Genomic DNA, 16,384 nt, shown 5'->3' with positions numbered 1-16,384 from the left:
CCTTAAGACTGAATGTGACGTGCGCGCAGATCGGTTGCAATGCGCGACATCATGGGATTGTTGAGCTTACAGGCGCGGATAGCGAAGGCCAGCAACAGATGGAACAGCGCGGGCAGCAGGGTTTCCATCGCCGTGATCCCCGATAGTGAGGATGGAGTCTGGTTGCTGGCGCCGGGTTGATAAGCAACGTAGATAAATACCAGGCTGATAATGCCCGCACTGGAGGCCCATGCCAGCTTGATAAAGAACAGGTTGAAAGCAAAGTTCATCCCTGACGAACGGACACCCGTCTTCCATTCACCATAATCATCAGAGAAGGCCATCAACGAAAAATGCAGCGGTAGGGTAAAGCCCAGGATGATGCCATTGCCGAGAATGACCGCCAGCCATAGCGTTTGCCAGGACGGACCGGTTGGCAGGAACCACATCCCCACCGCCAGTAAGGCCAATACCAGATTGGTGTAGTAATAGAGCTTGACGGTATCAACGTGGCGCGACAGCCAATTGACGATCGCGGCGCCCAGAATCGAGGAAAAGGTGACCATGGTGAAAAACAGCGATGTATAGCCAGTAGAGCCGCCCAGTACATAGGTAATAAAGTACATGTAGCCGCCACCGCGAATGTTAAACACGTTGATCAACAGGAATGACATCGCCAGCATGAGTAACAACTGATCGTTTTTACGCAGACCGGCGATATGTTCGCGCAGGGTGAATTTGCCGAGCATCTCCAGGGAAACACGCTCACGTACCCAGAAAAAGCAGCACAAAAACATCACCGCCGCGATGGCGCAGAGTACGCCGACACCATACTGATAACCCTGGGCGGTATTCCCCTGACCGAGCGCTTTAACCAACCACGGCAGGCCCACGGAGACCAGGAATCCTGCCACGCCGCACAGTACAAAGCGCCATGCCTGGCAGGATATCACCTCGCTATGGCGAGTGGTCATCGTATTAATGAGCGCGCAGTAGGGGACGTTAATCGCGGTATAGCTGACTGAAAGCAGCAGGTAAGTGCCGAAGGCCCAGGCGATTTTTACCCCCATGCCGGCATCCGGCACGGTAAAGGTCAGCACCCCGATCGCTGCAATAGGAACCGCAATCCATAGCTGCCAGGGGCGAAAACGTCCCCATCGGCTTTGGGTCCGATCGGCGAGGACGCCCATGATCGGATCGGAAATAGCATCAAACACGCGCAGCGCAAGGAACAGAGTACCGACCAGCGCCGGGGTGAGCCCAAAGACGTCAGTATAGAAAAAAGTGAGAAAGTTCATGATCAGGCAGGTGATGACCGTTCCACCGGCGTCGCCCAGACCATAGCCTATTTTTTCACGGAGAGATAATTTGGCGTCCTGCACGTGCTTCGTGAGGTCGCTTGTCGTAATCGGAGCCGTAGTCATAAATAACTCCCGAAGATGATGTTCAGAATTATTCCGCTGTCTGACCGGCGGACATTTTTTGTCTTTTGCAAATACATTAATTATTTTGCACCGAATAAACGAGGCAACAAGGGAAGGGAAAAGTATAAAAAGAGGACGATTCCGACTTCGTCATAAAAGTGTGATTCCGATCCGAAAAGGCGTTAATTTATGATTAATAATCAGTTGGAAAGAGATTTTTTATCGTTTCGTTAGCGGAAAATTAAATATATATGCTTGAATTATCCATGCCTCTCCCGATTCGCGTACAAAATGGCGGCTTATTTATTTCCCGTGGCGTCGGCAGTCATCCGGCGCGTAAACTGCAGTCCTGGGAAATTATTTTTGTCGAAAAGGGGACGTTAACGATTTGCGAGGAGGGTGAAATATTTAACGTTAATGCAGGGGAGAGTTTACTGCTGTGGCCAGAACGTTCTCATGTTGGGGTGGGGGAATTTCCCGCCGACCTGAAATTTTATTGGCTGCATTTTGAAGTATTAACGGACAATGTCCGGTCTCTGCCGCCTGCGCTGCTTAACGTTCCGCAACATACCCGCGTCAGCGATCCACAATACATTATTTCGCTGTTTCGCCAGTTTCTTCGTGAACAGGAGAATATTCACCGCAGCCTGGCGCTGGAGCTCCTGTTATTGCTGATACTGCAGCAGATTGCCGCGGCGGCAAGCGAAAAACCGGACGACAGTCCCGGCGCTGCGCTGGCCTGGAAAGCGCAGCAGATCATCCATACTCGTTACCACTTGCCTGTTTCAGCATCGACGCTGGCGAAAGAGCTGCACTGTAATGCGGACTATTTAGGACGCGTCTATCGTCACGTTTTTCGCGTGACGTTGACCGAAGCGCTGCATCGTCAGCGGGTCAGAGCGGCGGAAAAGCTATTGATCAGTGATTCACTGTCGTTGACCGAAGTCGCGAGCCAGTGCGGCTTTAATGACGTCGGTTATTTTCGCAAGATCTTTCGCAAGCACACCAGCCTCACGCCTGCAGCCTGGAAGCGCCGCTACTGTAAGGAGCACATTAATTCAGCGTAATGAAAAATCACTTGTGCTAGTGACTAAAAACAGCGCTGATTCCATTCAGGATCAAAGCGCGGGCAGGGATTATTCTGGCACCCTGCGGTTTTATCCCCAGGGAGCAGAGGATGAACCGGTTTCTTATTGCCAATGCCCAGCAGTGTATTGGCTGTCGTACCTGTGAAGTGGCCTGCGCGGTGGCGCACCAGCAGGCGCAGGATCTCTCCATGCTGTCGACAGGCCATTTCACGCCGCGTATCCGGGTGGTGAAAAGCGGCGAGATATCAACGGCGACGGCCTGTCGGCAGTGCGAGGATGCGCCTTGCGCCAGCGTCTGCCCGCAGGGGGCGATTCGTCGGGAGGAGGACGTTTGGTGGGTCGATCAGCGCCGCTGCATCGGCTGTAAAAGCTGCATGGTGGCCTGCCCGTACGGCGCAATGACCGTCACGGTGGTGAACCAGCAGGCGCAGGCGCTGAAATGCGATTTATGTCACCACCGCGCCGAGGGGCCGGCCTGCGTAGCCGCCTGCCCGACGCAGGCGCTGCGGGTGATGGCTCCCGCGGAGCTGGAGGCGCTATGCGCGCAAAAACGCCAGCGGCTGGCGCTGGCGTGAGCGGGTCCGCTAACGGGCGTTTCCCGTCAGCGGCGTCAGGGATTAGGCTTCCTGTTCGCGCCAGGCGAATTCAACCTCTTCGGCGAGAATTTTCACCCCAGCCTCGATTTTTTGCGGGTCCGGCACATAGTTCATGCGCATGCACTGGTGGGTATGCGGCCACGGTTTATCGAGTCCCGGGAAGAAGAAATCTCCCGGCACCATCAGCACGCCGCGCTTTTTCAGCCGCTGATACAGCAGCTCGGTGGAGATCGGCAGATCCTTAAACCACAGCCAGAGGAAGATCGCCCCCTCCGGTTTGTGAATAAGGCAGCGCTCCTCCGGCAGATAGCGGCGAATAATGGCGATGGTCTCCTGCACCCGCTGGTAATAGAAGGGTTTGATCACTGTCTCTGACAGGCGCAGCAGATCCTGACGTTTAATCATTTCACACATCATTGCCGGCCCGATACCGCCGGGCGCGAGGCTGATAATGCCGTTCATGTTGCTGATGGCGGTGATGATTTTCTCGTTGGCGATGATAATCCCGCAGCGGCTGCCCGGCAGGCCCAGCTTGGACAGGCTCATACACAGCACGATGTTCGGATTCCACAGCGGTCGGGCGTCGCTGAAAATAATGCCCGGGAACGGCACGCCGTAGGCGTTATCAATCACCAGCGGGACCCCATGCTGATTCGCCAGCGCATCCAGTTTGATCAGCTCTTCATCAGTGATGACGTTGCCGGTCGGGTTGGTGGGACGCGAGACGCAGATCATCCCGGTCTCTTCCGTCACCTGCAGATGCTCAAAATCAACGTGGTACTTGAACTGGCCTTCCGGCAGCAGTTCGATATTCGGCCGGGTGGCAACGAACAGATCCTCTTCCAGGCCGGCATCGGCATAGCCGATATATTCCGGCGTCAGCGGGAACAGCACCTTACGGGTGGTGCCATCTGCCCGACGGCCTGCGAACAGATTAAACAAGTAGAAAAATGCGCTCTGGCTGCCGTTTGTTAGCGCAATATTCTGTGGTTCGATCTCCCAGCCCAGCTCGTCGCGCAGCATCTTCGCCAGCAGGCTCAGCAGCTCGCTTTTGCCCTGCGGACCATCATAATTACAAAGCGCATCAAGGGCTTTGCCATTATCCAGCATGTCGGAGAGCAGCTGCTGGAAGTAGTCATTCATCTCCGGGATCTGAGCGGGGTTGCCGCCGCCCAGCATAATAGCGCCCGGCGTGCGCAGACCGTCATTAAGGTCTTCCATCAGGCGGGTAATGCCTGAATGACGGGTGAATTTGTCGCCGAAAAGGGAAAATGTCATCGCGAATCGTCTGTCGGTGGTTCTGGAAAGTGGCTAACCATAACGCCAGCGCCAGCGTGGTGCAAATCGAAGGGAAGGGGGATGTTTTTGTTTTTATCCTGTGAATCGATATTTTATCAGCGTATTGTGCTGACTGGCTCCCCGCCGGGCAGGGAGCCACTCCTGCTTTACTGCTGTTGTCCGGCCCAGATGACCATCACTTTGTCTTCACCGCTCTCGCGCACGAATCCGTAACCCCGCGGCATTGACAGCGTTGTCTGTTTGCCCATACCGATCGCCGGATGGCGCGCGCGGAACTGGCCGATCTTCTGCCAGTGGGTAACGCTGCGGGCCGCTTTACCGTTGACATCCTGCCAGTTCATCTCTGAACGGGTGCCCTGCAGCGGGTCCGAGCCGGTGGGGCCGAACGGGCGTGACGACTCGTCACCATAGAAGATCTGCACGGCGCCAGGGGCCAGCAGCAGCAGCTCTGCCGCCGTGGTGCCGCCTTCGCGGAACAGGCGCGTATCGTGCGAGGAGAGGTAGCTCAGGACGTTAAAGCTCTGCAGCTTGTCCGCCATTTGCTGCCAGGTGAGGTCAATGTTGGCCATGCAGTTAGCCGCTTTCGCCGCCTGGTCCTGGTAGTCGAAATTGATCATCGCATCAAAACCGTGGCGATAGTAATCGCTCTCCATCACCCCGTGTCCCCAGGCTTCGCCGGTCATCCAGAACGGCGCCGCATCCAGCGCTTTATCCGGATTAGCTTTCTTCCACTCCGCCAGCGCGGCGGTGGCCTGGGTTTTTAACTGCTGCCAGGCGTCCATCTCCACATGTTTAGCGGTATCGACGCGGAAGCCGTCGATGCCGTAGTCGCGCACCCACTGGCTCAGCCAGTGCGTCAGGTAGTCGCGCGGCGTATAGCCCGGGATCGCTTTCGCCGCAGTGTCCGGTTTATGGCTGTAGAAGTTCGGCAGGCCCGGTGCCTCCTTCGATTCGGTTTTCAGATCCGGCAGGAAGGCCAGCGACATGGTGAGATCGTCATAGCCCGGGTTGTCGTAATCGCCGATATCGGTGCGGATCCACTTCTTGCCCCACCATTTCTCCCATCCGGCTTTATCGCTGAAGTTGATATAGTCGTTAAAGCTGTGCCAGGTCTGGCCCGCGCCGGGCTTCCAGTCCGTCCAGCGCTCGCCGAGGGTTTTTTTCAGCTCATCCCCTTGCAGATACAGAGAGCCGAACTGGAATTCCTGCATGTCGGCCAGGGTGGCGTAACCGGTATGGTTCATCACCACGTCGAACAGAATACGTATTCCGCGCTTATGCGCTTCATCCACCAGCCGACGGAGATCGGCTTCGGTCCCCATATTGGCGTCCAGTTTCGACCAGTCCTGGGTGTAATAGCCGTGGTAGGCGTAGTGTGGGAAATCGCCTTTCGTCCCGCCGCCGACCCAGCCGTGGATCTGCTCGAGCGGGGAGCTGATCCACAGGGCATTGACCCCCATCTGCTGCAGATAATCCAGCTTGCTGGTTAATCCCCGCAGGTCGCCGCCGTGGAAGGTGCCGATCTCCTGCATGCCGTCTTTGTGTCGGCCATAGCTATTGTCGTTGGCCGGATTACCGTTCACGAAGCGGTCGGTCAGGACGAAGTAGACGGTGGCGTTGTGCCAGTCGAACGGCGCCGGCGCGGCCGTCTCGGCGCGCTCGAGCAGCAGCAGACCATTGCTGCCGAAGGCGGGCTGCAGCGTGATTTTGCCGCCGCTGACGGTCGCGACATTGCCGCTGTAGAAATCGCGAACTTTGCTGCCCTCGGGGAAGGTTTTACTGACGTCGAGGGTGAGAGGTTTTCCATCCCACTTCGGACACTGGCGGATCTGCGGCGCCGCGGCGCTGGCCTCTTTTTCTTCCAGCGAAATCATCATCGTCGGCGTGCCGGAGCGGGTATCCACTTCCAGGGTATACAGACCCTGGCGGAAGATGCGCCATTGCGGCGGCGTGCCGCGACAGGGTTCCATGGAGAGCATCTGGTTGAGCTTAATGCCGCCGGAAGGCTGCCAGCACTGTTGGTCAAAATTTAGCTGCAGGGGACGTGTACCCTTCTCAACCACTTTCTGGCTGATGAAGCGACCCGTCCCTTCTTCGGTAAAAGCAGGGAAGTCGGCGGTAGTCCAGGCGGCAAAGGCCATCCCAGGCACGAATAACGTGGCAAGCGCAGCGAGTTTCATTGCGGGATCCTTGAGCGGTTTTTAGCTAGTGTGCCTTGTTGCCGCGCGACTGAACTCCTCCCGGCGGACGTTTTACCAGGAGGATGAAAAGGGGTGAGTGACACCGCTCAAAAAATAGGCTAAAAATGAGACGAAGCTAGCATTTTCGCGCTAGCGATGCGGCGCAGAAACCGATTTCAGATGACAGCAATTCGGAATTGGACTATTTCTGTTGATGCTCTCAGTGCGTATTTTTGATACTATTAGCGATTCAGCTATCGTTTTTTTGTGAAAAACAAGGTGTTGGAATGCATATATCCGACCAGGAGACCTGATGATATCGAATCCCATACGACGATATGGGGCCGCCATACTTATGTTACTAACCTGCGTCTTTTCAGGTAGTGTGTTGGCAACAACGCACACAGCAACAAAGAGTCATAAAGCCCCAACGGTTAAGAAGATAAGTAGTACTAAGGTAAGCAGTAAACAAGAGTATTCTCGCAATAGTGTAAAGAGCAGTTCACTTCCTGACTTGCGAAAATACCCTTCCGGAACACCAAGGAAAAAAGCGTTTCTCCGGACGGTCATGCCTTATATTACCAAGCAGAATCAGGCGATTACTGCGGATCGTAACTGGCTTGTATCCAAGCAGTACGATGCTCGCTGGTCGCCGAGCGAAAAGGCGCGCCTGAAAGACATCGCGACACGTTATAAGGTGAAGTGGTCAGGCAATACGCGTCATGTGCCCTGGAACACGCTGCTTGAGCGTGTCGACATTATTCCGAACAGCATGGTCGCGACCATGGCGGCGGCGGAAAGTGGCTGGGGTACTTCCAAGCTGGCGCGTGAGAACAACAATCTGTTCGGCATGAAGTGCGGCGCTGGTCGCTGCCGCGGCGCGATGAAAGGCTACTCGCAGTTTGAGTCGGTGGAGCAGTCGGTGCAGGCTTACGTCACAAACCTGAACACTCACCCGGCCTATTCCTCTTTCCGCAAATCGCGCCTGCAGCTGCGCAAGGCGGATCAGGAAGTAACGGCCAGTACCATGATTCATAAGCTGAAGGGCTATTCGACCAGAGGGTCGAGCTACAACAACTATCTCTTCGCGATGTATCAGGATAACCAGCGGTTAATTGCCGCGCACATGTAATGTGCTTATCTACGTGATTATTCATGCCCGGCGCGCAAGCCCGGGCATTTTTCTTTGCTCTCTACATCATGACTTCGCTGTGCCGGTCACGGTACTCCTTCGGCGTCACGTCGTACTCTTTCTTAAACACCGAATAGAAATATTGCAGCGACGGGTAGCCGCACATTTGTGAAATTTCATTGATCGACAGGCTGGTGGATACCAGCAGGCTGCGCGCCTTTTCCAGTTTCTCGCTGTGGATCACCGTGTGGATGGTCTCCCCGACCTCCTCTTTAAAGCGTTTCTCCAGGTTGGAACGTGAAATGCCGACGGCGTCGAGCACCTGCTCCACCTTGATGCCTTTACAGGCATTGTTGCGAATGTAATGCATCGCCTGAATCACGGAGGGATCGTTTAACGACCGGTAGTCGGTGGAACGTCGTTCAACGACGCGCATCGGCGGGATCAGCTGGCGCTGCAGCGGGAGCGCCTCGTTATTCAGCAGCCGGTGGAGCAATTTTGCCGCCTGATAACCCATCTGGCGGGTGCCCTGGGCGACGGAGGAGAGGGCGACGCGCGAGAGGTAGCGGGTCAGCTCCTCATTATCGATGCCAATAACGCACAGTTTCTCGGGCACCGGGATATGCAGCAGCTCGCAGGCCTGCAGGACGTGGCGGGCGCGCGCGTCGGTGACGGCGATAATGCCGGTTTGCGGCGGCAGCGTTTGCAGCCAGTCGGCGAGCCGGTTTTGCGCGTGCTGCCAGTTTTCCGGCGCCGTCTCCAGCCCCTGGTAGACCACGCCGCGGTACTTCTCCTTCGCCACCAGCTGGCAGAAGGCATACTCGCGCTCTACCGCCCAGCGTTTACCGCTGGAGGTGGGCAGTCCGTAAAACGCGAAGCGGTGTACCCCTTTTTCCTTCAGATGAAGAAAGGCGCTTTCCACCAGCGCGGTGTTGTCCGTGGCGATATAGTGGACCGGCGGGTACTGCTCTGGCTGATGATAAGAGCCGCCGACGCCGACGATGGGGACGTTGACATCGGCCAGTAGCTTTTCGATTTCGGGATCGTCATAGTCGGCGATAACGCCATCGCCTAACCACTCTTTGATGTTTTCGATTCGTGCCCGAAAATCCTCTTCAATAAAGATATCCCACTCCAGCTGAGAGGCCTGCAGATACTCGCCGACACCCTCAACCACCTGGCGGTCATAAGCTTTGTTGGCGTTAAATAACAGCGTAATACGGTGACGCTTTTCAAACATAGATGATGTTCCTGCTCTAACCCCGGTCATACCCCTTCATTCATGATGTTGCCGATGGCCTGGCTTTCTCATTCACCCCAGCCACGTACGCGATACGCGGCTGGGATGCGCCGTCTGCAACCCGAATGCTGTTGGGTATACACTACCGGCTAATGCCCGAGATATTTCAAGCGCCTTATGGCGAAGTTTGGTGGTAGCGCAAAGAATTCAGACATTCTTCAGAGAGCGCTTCCTTACGCGCGCCGCTTGGTGGCGGAGTCCATCCACACCGCCAGCAGCAAAATGGCGCCTTTGACGATATATTGCCAGAAGGTGGCGACGTCCATCATGCTCATGCCGTTATCCAGGGCCGACATAATAAACGCCCCCATTACCGCCCCGGCGACACTGCCGATACCGCCCGCCAGGCTGGTACCGCCGATGACGCAGGCGGCGATGGCGTCCAGTTCGGCGATGTTGCCCGCCGAGGGGGAGCCCGCGCCAAGGCGCGAGCTGAGGATCAGTCCGGCAATGGCGACCATCAGGCCGTTAATGGCAAACACCGCCAGCTTGGTACGCTCGACGTTAATCCCGGACAGGCGTGCCGCCTCCAGGTTGCCGCCGATGGCGTAGATGCGGCGGCCAAAGGCGGTGCGAGTGGCCATGAACAGGCCTGCCAGCAGCAGGGCGGCGAGGATCAGTACCGGCGTCGGCACGCCGCGATAGTCATTGAGCAGCCAGATTGCGCCCAGCACAATCACCGCGGTAATGGCCTGGCGGCCAACGGCCGCGGTGGAGGACGCGGTCGCCAGACCTAACGCCTGACGGCGCATTCGTCCGCGCCACTGCCAGATAATGAACGCCGCCATGCCGACAACGCCGATGCCAAAGCCAATGCCATCTGGCAGGTAGCTTTGGCCGATCTGCGCCATCGCCGGGCTGGTGGGCGAGACGGTGGTCCCGTTGGTGATGCCGATCAGAATGCCGCGAAACGCCAGCATCCCGGCGAGGGTGACGATAAACGAGGGGACCTTGCGATAGGCCACCCACCATCCGTTCCACGCGCCGAGCAGCAGCCCCATCACCAGCGTCACCAGAATGGTGAGCGGCAGCGGCCAGCCGAGCCAGACGTCAAAGATCGCCGCGGCGCCGCCCAACAGCCCCATCATCGAGCCGACGGAGAGGTCGATTTCTGCCGAAATAATCACAAACACCATGCCGACGGCGAGGATGCCGGTGATGGCCGTCTGGCGCAGCAGGTTGGAGATATTGCGCGCGCTCAGGTAGGCGCCATCGGTAACCCAGGTGAAAAACAGCATAATGACGACGATCGCGGCGATCATCACGAAGACCTGGAGGTTCAGCCCCTTCAGCGCCGGCAGGGCGGTGGGGGCGGTTGGGGTAAGTTTGATTTCAGACGACGTGTTCTTCGACATGGCGTTCGCTCCTCAGCGCGGCTTCCATCACCTGTTCCTGGGTCAGATGTTGATTAACCAAATTGGCTTTTAGCCTGCCTTCGTGCATGACCAGCACCCGATCGCTAAGACCAAGCACCTCGGGCAGTTCGGATGAAATGACAATGACCGCGATGCCCTGCTGCACCAGCTGGTTAATCAGTTTATAAATTTCATACTTCGCCCCGATATCGATGCCGCGGGTGGGTTCGTCGAGGATCAGAATGCGTGGATTCAGCAGCAGACAGCGGGCCAGAATCGCCTTTTGCTGGTTGCCGCCGCTCAGGCGGCCAATCGCCAGCTCCGGCGAGGAGGTTTTAATTTTCAATCGCTGAATGGACTGCTCAATACAGTGCTGCTCGGCGGCGTCGTCCAGGCTGCTCATCGCGCCGGTGAACTGGCTGAGCGCCGCCAGGGTAATGTTCTTACCCACCGCCATCACCGGCACGATGCCGTCTTTTTTGCGGTCTTCCGGCACCATGGCGATGCCGTGGCCAATGGCCTGCTGACAGTTATTGATGCTGACCGGCTGGCCATCAATGAAGATCTCCCCCTGCCAGCGCCCCGGCCAGACGCCGAACAGGCACTGCACCGCCTCGGTCCGTCCGGCGCCGACCAGCCCGGCGATGCCGAGGATCTCCCCGCGATGCAGGGAAAACGAGACGTCGTTGACCCGTTTAATATGACGGTTTACCGGGTGCCAGGCGGTTAAATGTTCGACCCGCAGGATCTCCTCGCCGTGGGCGTGCGGTTCGCTGGGATAGAGCGCGGTGAGCTCCCGGCCAACCATCATGGTGATGATGTCGTCTTCGCTCATGCCGCTGGCGTCGCGGGTGCCGATATGCTGGCCATCGCGGATCACGCAGATCGTATCGGAGATCGCTTTGACCTCATTGAGCTTGTGCGAAATATAGATGCAGGCGATATCGTGGTTTTGCAGATCGCGAACGATCGCCAGCAGCGTCGTGGTCTCTTGTTCGGTTAAGGAGGCGGTTGGTTCGTCGAGGATCAGCAGGCGCACCTGTTTATTCAGCGCCTTGGCGATCTCCACCAGCTGCTGCTGACCGAGGCCGAGGTCGCCGACGCGGGTGTCGGGCGAAATAGGCAGATTGACCTGCGCCAGCAGCTTCTGGCAGCGCAGCGTCATGGTTTCATAATCCAGCAGGCCGTGGCGGGATATTTCGGCGCCGAGGAAAATGTTCTCCAGCACGGTGAGATGTTTCACCAGCGCCAGCTCCTGATGAATAATGGCGATGCCTTTGCGTTCGGTATCGCGAATATGGTTTGCCTGCAGCGTTTCGCCGGCAAAAATAATCTCGCCCTCATAGCTTCCGTGCGGATAGATACCGCACAGCACCTTCATCAGCGTCGATTTTCCCGAACCATTTTCACCGCATAACGAGACCACCTCGCCAGCGTTCAGGCGCAGGCTGACATTGTCCACGGCCTTAACGGCGCCGAAGGTTTTGGTGATGTTCTTCATTTCGAGTAGCCAGGCCATAAAGACTCCGCAAAAGTGATATCCGGCGGGACGAAAATGACGCCCCGTAGCGGGGCGTCAGCCATTACAGTTCACTCTTTTTATGGAAACCGTCTTTAATCACCGTGGCGTCGATATTCTCTTTATTCACTTCAATTGGCGTTAACAGGCGCGAAGGGACATCTTTTAAGCCGTTATTCAGCGTGGTGTCAGACTTCGGCTGCTTATCGTTGCCCAGCTCAACGGCGATTTCGGCGGCGTTGGTGGCCAGGGTGGTAATCGGTTTATAGACGGTCATCGTCTGGGTACCGGAAATAATGCGCTTCACGCCCGCCAGGTCAGCATCCTGACCGGAGATCGCCACTTTGCCTGCCAGCCCCTGGGCGGTTAAGGCCTGGATGGCGCCGCCGGCGGTTGCGTCATTGGAGGCCACCACCGCATCGATTTTGTTATTATTCGCCGTCAGCGCGTTTTCCATTATTTTCAGCGCGTTTTCCGGCAGCCAGCCGTCAACCCATTGATCGCCGACAATCTTAATTTTGCCCTCATCGACATACGGCTTGAGGATCTTCATCTGGCCGGCGCGGAACAGCTTGGCGTTATTATCCACCGGCGAGCCGCCCATCAGAAAATAATTACCCTGCGGCACTTTGTCGACCAGGCTTTGCGCCTGCATTTCGCCGACTTTTTCATTGTCGAAAGAAATATAGAAATCAATATCGGCATTATTAATCATGCGATCATAGGCCAGCACTTTAATACCTTCCTGCTTGGCCTCTTTAATAACGTTACTGAGCACCTGACCGTTATAAGGAATAATGACCAAGACATCGACGCCGCGGTTGATCATGTTTTCAATTTGCGACATCTGCGTTTCTTCATTGCCATTGGCGGACTGGACAAAAACTTTGGCGCCTAAGGATTCCGCTTTATTGACGAAAATATCGCGGTCTTTCTGCCAGCGTTCCAGACGCAGATCGTCGATGGCCATGCCAATCTTCACTTCTTTCGCCATCCCCGCCATGCTGGCGAGCAGGAGGGAGCTGGCGCAAAGCGTAAGGCAAAGGTTCTTTATCTTCATAATAACGATACCTTTTTTGTAAGGGTAGGTAAGACGAACGGAAAAATAATGTTTGATACATGAGGTTGCGGATACGTTACAGATTCTTAACGCGGAAAGCAGGGCTGGCAATTACCGGTTCTTATTTTGCAGTTATGAAATTTCGTTTAATGCGCAAATTATGACGGCGATCGTATTTTATTCATGCACACTCTTATTATTGCACTGGACCTCTCTGACAGGACGGCAGAAGAACGCGCCGATATTATTTTTTGCGAGCTGGCGCACGTTTGTGGATTCTCTCAATGGCGGTGTGAAATAACGTAATTGAGGAAAATGAAAGCGAAATTCTATATTGGCTTAAACCCGTCATACTTCAAGTTGTAGGTGTGTTGGTGACATTCGTTGCTTCGCCCCCTGGTTATCGGGGACTCGCGCTCCTGCCGCCTTCCTGCAACTCGAATTATTTAGGGTACCTGATTGGTTATTCGCCGCATCTCTGAATATGGAGTTCTCTATGCAGACCTATTTCGATCAACTCGATCGCGTTCGTTACGAAGGCCCGAAATCCGCTAACCCGCTGGCTTTCCGTCATTACAACCCGGATGAACTGGTGCTGGGCAAACGGATGGAAGATCATCTGCGTTTTGCGGCCTGTTACTGGCACACCTTCTGCTGGAATGGCGCCGATATGTTTGGCGTGGGCTCCTTCGACCGCCCATGGCAGCAGCCTGGCGACGCCCTGGAGATGGCCAAACGCAAAGCCGATGTGGCGTTCGAATTTTTCCATAAACTCAACGTGCCTTACTACTGCTTCCACGACGTTGACGTCTCGCCGGAAGGGAGTTCGCTCAAGGAGTACAGCAATAACTTCGCCCGGATGGTCGAGGTGCTGGCGGAGAAGCAGCAGCAGAGCGGCGTCAAGCTCCTGTGGGGGACCGCAAACTGCTTCACCAACCCGCGCTACGGCGCCGGCGCGGCCACCAACCCGGACCCGGAAGTGTTTAGCTGGGCGGCCACCCAGGTGGTTACCGCCATGAATGCCACCCATCAGCTGGGCGGCGAAAACTATGTCCTGTGGGGCGGTCGCGAGGGCTATGAAACCCTGCTGAATACCGACCTGCGCCAGGAGCGTGAACAGATTGGCCGCTTTATGCAGCTGGTGGTGGAGCATAAGCATAAAATCGGCTTTAAAGGCACGCTGCTGATCGAGCCCAAACCGCAGGAGCCTACCAAGCATCAGTATGATTATGACGCCTCTACCGTGTACGGCTTCCTCAAGCAGTTTGGTCTGGAAAAAGAGATTAAACTGAACATTGAAGCCAACCATGCGACCCTTGCCGGCCACTCGTTCCATCATGAGATCGCGACGGCCATCGCGCTGGGGCTGTTCGGTTCCGTCGACGCCAACCGCGGCGATCCGCAGCTGGGCTGGGATACCGACCAGTTCCCGAACAGCGTCGAAGAGAACGCGCTGGTGATGTATGAAATTCTCAAAGCGGGCGGCTTCACCACCGGCGGCCTCAATTTTGATGCGAAAGTGCGCCGTCAGAGCACCAACAAATACGATCTGTTCTACGGCCATATCGGCGCGATGGATACCATGGCGCTGTCGCTGAAGGTCGCGGCGCGGATGATCGAAGACGGTGAGCTGGATAAACGCGTGGCCAAACGCTACGCCGGCTGGAACGGCGAGCTGGGGCAGCAGATCCTTAACGGGCAGATGACCCTCAGCGACATTGCCCAGTACGCCGCTCAGCATCAGCTGGCGCCGCAGCATCGCAGCGGCCAGCAGGAACAACTGGAAAACCTGGTCAACCATTATCTGTTTGACAAGTAATCATGCGGCGGCGCCCGGCGTGACCGGGACCGCCACCAGGATGCTCTGTTCGCGCCACGCTCAGCCGTGGCGCGCGTTTAAGGAGAGGTAGTATGTATATCGGCATCGATCTGGGGACATCGGGCGTCAAAGCCATTCTGCTCAATGAGCAGGGTGATGTGGTGGCATCGCATACCGAAAAACTCACCGTCTCGCGTCCGCATCCGCTGTGGTCGGAACAAGATCCCGAGCAGTGGTGGCAGGCTACGGACACGGCGATGAAAGCCCTGGGCGCGCAGCATAGTCTGCGCGACGTGAAGGCGCTGGGGATCGCCGGGCAGATGCACGGCGCCACCCTGCTGGATAAATCGCTACAGGTGCTGCGTCCTGCCATTTTATGGAATGACGGCCGCTGCGGCGAAGAGTGCCAGCTGCTGGAGGAAAAAGTCAGCGCTTCCCGGCAGATCACCGGCAACCTGATGATGCCGGGCTTTACGGCGCCGAAGCTCTTGTGGGTGCAGCGCCACGAGGCGGCGGTGTTCAGCCAGGTCGATAAAGTGCTGTTGCCGAAGGATTATCTGCGTCTGCGGATGACCGGCGAGCTTGCCAGCGATATGTCTGACGCCGCCGGTACCCTGTGGATGGATGTCGCCCGACGCGACTGGAGCGATGAGATGCTCGCCGCCTGCGATCTCAGCCGGGACGCGATGCCGGCGCTGTTTGAAGGCAGCGACGTCACCGGGCAGCTGCGTCCGGAGGTGGCGCAGGCGTGGAATATGCCACAGGCGCTGGTGGTGGGGGGCGGCGGCGACAACGCCGCTGGCGCGGTCGGGGTCGGCATGGCCGATGCCGGTCAGGCGATGCTGTCGCTGGGCACTTCAGGTGTGTATTTCGCGGTCAGCGAAGGGTTCCTCAGCAAGCCTGAAAGCGCAGTGCATAGCTTTTGCCATGCGCTGCCGGGCCGCTGGCATCTGATGTCGGTGATGCTCAGCGCGGCCTCCTGTCTGGACTGGGCGGCGAAATTAACCGGTCTCGCCAGCGTGCCGGCGCTGATTGCGGCGGCGCAGTCAGCCGACGAGAGCGCTGGTCCGGTGTGGTTCCTGCCCTATCTGTCGGGCGAACGCACGCCGCACAACAACCCGCAGGCCAAGGGCGTCTTCTTCGGCCTGACGCATCAGCATGGGCCGGCAGAGCTGGCGCGGGCGGTGCTGGAGGGGGTGGGCTATGCGCTGGCGGACGGCATGGACGTGGTTCACGCCTGCGGCATCAAGCCGCAGAGCATCACCCTTATCGGCGGCGGGGCGCGTAGCGCTTACTGGCGACAAATGCTGGCGGATATCAGCGGCCAGCAGCTCGATTACCGTACCGGGGGCGACGTCGGCCCGGCGATGGGGGCGGCCAGGCTGGCGCAGCTGGCGGTGCACGGCGAAGCCGACCGCGCCGGGCTGTTGACGCCGCTGCCGCTTGAGCAAGCGCATCGCCCGGACGATCGCCGAGTGGCCCACTATGCGCCACAGCGGGAAACCTTCCGCCAGATTTATCAGCAGCTGAAACCGCTGATGTCATAGCCTCAGTCCGTCCGGCAACGCCGGGCGGATTACTTCCCTGAATGTCCCGGCTACATCCATCCAAAAAAGCGTATTTGTTTATTCCG

The 16,384-nt window shown here is 57.1% G+C and carries 12 protein-coding genes; 5 read left to right on the top strand and 7 right to left on the bottom strand.

Annotated elements, in window-relative coordinates:
* Window positions 1-2 precede the first annotated feature (2 nt).
* Entirely contained in the window at window positions 3-1,403 is a 1,401-nt protein-coding gene (locus ABLV04_RS02825) for an MFS transporter (protein WP_032454349.1), read from the bottom strand.
* 251 nt (window positions 1,404-1,654) lie between these two features.
* Here ABLV04_RS02825 and ABLV04_RS02820 point away from each other — a divergent pair, with 251 nt between their 5' ends.
* Window positions 1,655-2,470 (top strand): helix-turn-helix domain-containing protein, encoded by an 816-nt coding sequence (locus tag ABLV04_RS02820; RefSeq protein WP_032454348.1) that lies wholly within the window; start codon window positions 1,655-1,657, stop codon window positions 2,468-2,470.
* Between the two features lie 110 nt (window positions 2,471-2,580).
* Window positions 2,581-3,066, top strand: a complete 486-nt coding sequence (locus tag ABLV04_RS02815; protein ID WP_023291340.1) for a 4Fe-4S dicluster domain-containing protein — start codon at window positions 2,581-2,583, stop codon at window positions 3,064-3,066.
* A 42-nt stretch (window positions 3,067-3,108) separates the two neighbouring features.
* Here ABLV04_RS02815 and avtA read toward each other — a convergent pair whose 3' ends face one another.
* Together avtA and ABLV04_RS02805 are read right to left on the bottom strand one after the other, a co-directional pair.
* Entirely contained in the window at window positions 3,109-4,365 is a 1,257-nt protein-coding gene (avtA, locus tag ABLV04_RS02810; protein WP_023291339.1) for a valine--pyruvate transaminase, read from the bottom strand.
* 167 nt (window positions 4,366-4,532) lie between these two features.
* Window positions 4,533-6,566 (bottom strand): alpha-amylase, encoded by a 2,034-nt coding sequence (locus ABLV04_RS02805; protein ID WP_180266200.1) that lies wholly within the window; start codon window positions 6,564-6,566, stop codon window positions 4,533-4,535.
* 313 nt (window positions 6,567-6,879) lie between these two features.
* Between ABLV04_RS02805 and ABLV04_RS02800 the strand changes: the two genes are divergently transcribed.
* Window positions 6,880-7,698 carry a protein bax gene (locus ABLV04_RS02800; RefSeq protein WP_060589859.1) on the top strand — a complete coding sequence of 273 codons (819 nt, stop codon included), beginning with the start codon at window positions 6,880-6,882 and terminating at the stop codon, window positions 7,696-7,698.
* Between the two features lie 61 nt (window positions 7,699-7,759).
* Here ABLV04_RS02800 and xylR read toward each other — a convergent pair whose 3' ends face one another.
* The 4 genes from xylR to xylF all read right to left on the bottom strand — a co-directional run bounded on the left by xylR (window position 7,760) and on the right by xylF (window position 12,932).
* A complete protein-coding gene (gene xylR, locus ABLV04_RS02795; RefSeq protein WP_023291336.1) occupies window positions 7,760-8,938 on the bottom strand; it encodes a D-xylose utilization transcriptional activator XylR in 1,179 nt (392 codons plus the stop codon).
* A 233-nt stretch (window positions 8,939-9,171) separates the two neighbouring features.
* Complete coding sequence (gene xylH, locus ABLV04_RS02790; protein WP_017900029.1) at window positions 9,172-10,353, bottom strand: xylose ABC transporter permease XylH; 1,182 nt, start codon at window positions 10,351-10,353, stop codon at window positions 9,172-9,174.
* A complete protein-coding gene (locus ABLV04_RS02785) occupies window positions 10,331-11,872 on the bottom strand; it encodes a xylose ABC transporter ATP-binding protein (RefSeq protein ID WP_180266201.1) in 1,542 nt (513 codons plus the stop codon). Before ABLV04_RS02785 ends, xylH begins: the two co-directional genes overlap by 23 nt.
* A 64-nt stretch (window positions 11,873-11,936) precedes the next feature.
* Entirely contained in the window at window positions 11,937-12,932 is a 996-nt protein-coding gene (xylF, locus tag ABLV04_RS02780; RefSeq protein WP_023291333.1) for a D-xylose ABC transporter substrate-binding protein, read from the bottom strand.
* 496 nt (window positions 12,933-13,428) lie between these two features.
* On the opposite strand from xylF, the gene xylA reads away from it, so the two are divergent.
* On the top strand, window positions 13,429-14,751 hold the full coding sequence (xylA, locus tag ABLV04_RS02775; RefSeq protein WP_180266202.1) for a xylose isomerase: 1,323 nt from the start codon (window positions 13,429-13,431) through the stop codon (window positions 14,749-14,751).
* Window positions 14,752-14,843: 92 nt separating this feature from the next.
* Window positions 14,844-16,298, top strand: a complete 1,455-nt coding sequence (xylB, locus tag ABLV04_RS02770) for a xylulokinase (RefSeq protein ID WP_180266203.1) — start codon at window positions 14,844-14,846, stop codon at window positions 16,296-16,298.
* Window positions 16,299-16,384 lie beyond the last annotated feature (86 nt).

It is taken from the genome of Klebsiella sp. JN_Kp127 (assembly GCF_040062505.1).
Taxonomy (GTDB): domain Bacteria; phylum Pseudomonadota; class Gammaproteobacteria; order Enterobacterales; family Enterobacteriaceae; genus Klebsiella; species Klebsiella quasipneumoniae.
This window is presented reverse-complemented; position numbering and strand designations above follow the sequence as displayed.

Bases quoted from the DNA above. Each gene is read 5' to 3' on its own strand.
- xylA (WP_180266202.1), top strand. From the start codon at position 13,429: ATGCAGACCTATTTCGATCAACTCGATCGCGTTCGTTACGAAGGCCCG.
- ABLV04_RS02825 (WP_032454349.1), bottom strand. From the start codon at position 1,403: ATGACTACGGCTCCGATTACGACAAGCGACCTCACGAAGCACGTGCAG.
- ABLV04_RS02815 (WP_023291340.1), top strand. From the start codon at position 2,581: ATGAACCGGTTTCTTATTGCCAATGCCCAGCAGTGTATTGGCTGTCGT.
- xylH (WP_017900029.1), bottom strand. From the start codon at position 10,353: ATGTCGAAGAACACGTCGTCTGAAATCAAACTTACCCCAACCGCCCCC.
- xylF (WP_023291333.1), bottom strand. From the start codon at position 12,932: ATGAAGATAAAGAACCTTTGCCTTACGCTTTGCGCCAGCTCCCTCCTG.
- ABLV04_RS02805 (WP_180266200.1), bottom strand. From the start codon at position 6,566: ATGAAACTCGCTGCGCTTGCCACGTTATTCGTGCCTGGGATGGCCTTT.
- xylR (WP_023291336.1), bottom strand. From the start codon at position 8,938: ATGTTTGAAAAGCGTCACCGTATTACGCTGTTATTTAACGCCAACAAA.
- ABLV04_RS02820 (WP_032454348.1), top strand. From the start codon at position 1,655: ATGCTTGAATTATCCATGCCTCTCCCGATTCGCGTACAAAATGGCGGC.
- avtA (WP_023291339.1), bottom strand. From the start codon at position 4,365: ATGACATTTTCCCTTTTCGGCGACAAATTCACCCGTCATTCAGGCATT.
- ABLV04_RS02800 (WP_060589859.1), top strand. From the start codon at position 6,880: ATGATATCGAATCCCATACGACGATATGGGGCCGCCATACTTATGTTA.
- ABLV04_RS02785 (WP_180266201.1), bottom strand. From the start codon at position 11,872: ATGGCCTGGCTACTCGAAATGAAGAACATCACCAAAACCTTCGGCGCC.
- xylB (WP_180266203.1), top strand. From the start codon at position 14,844: ATGTATATCGGCATCGATCTGGGGACATCGGGCGTCAAAGCCATTCTG.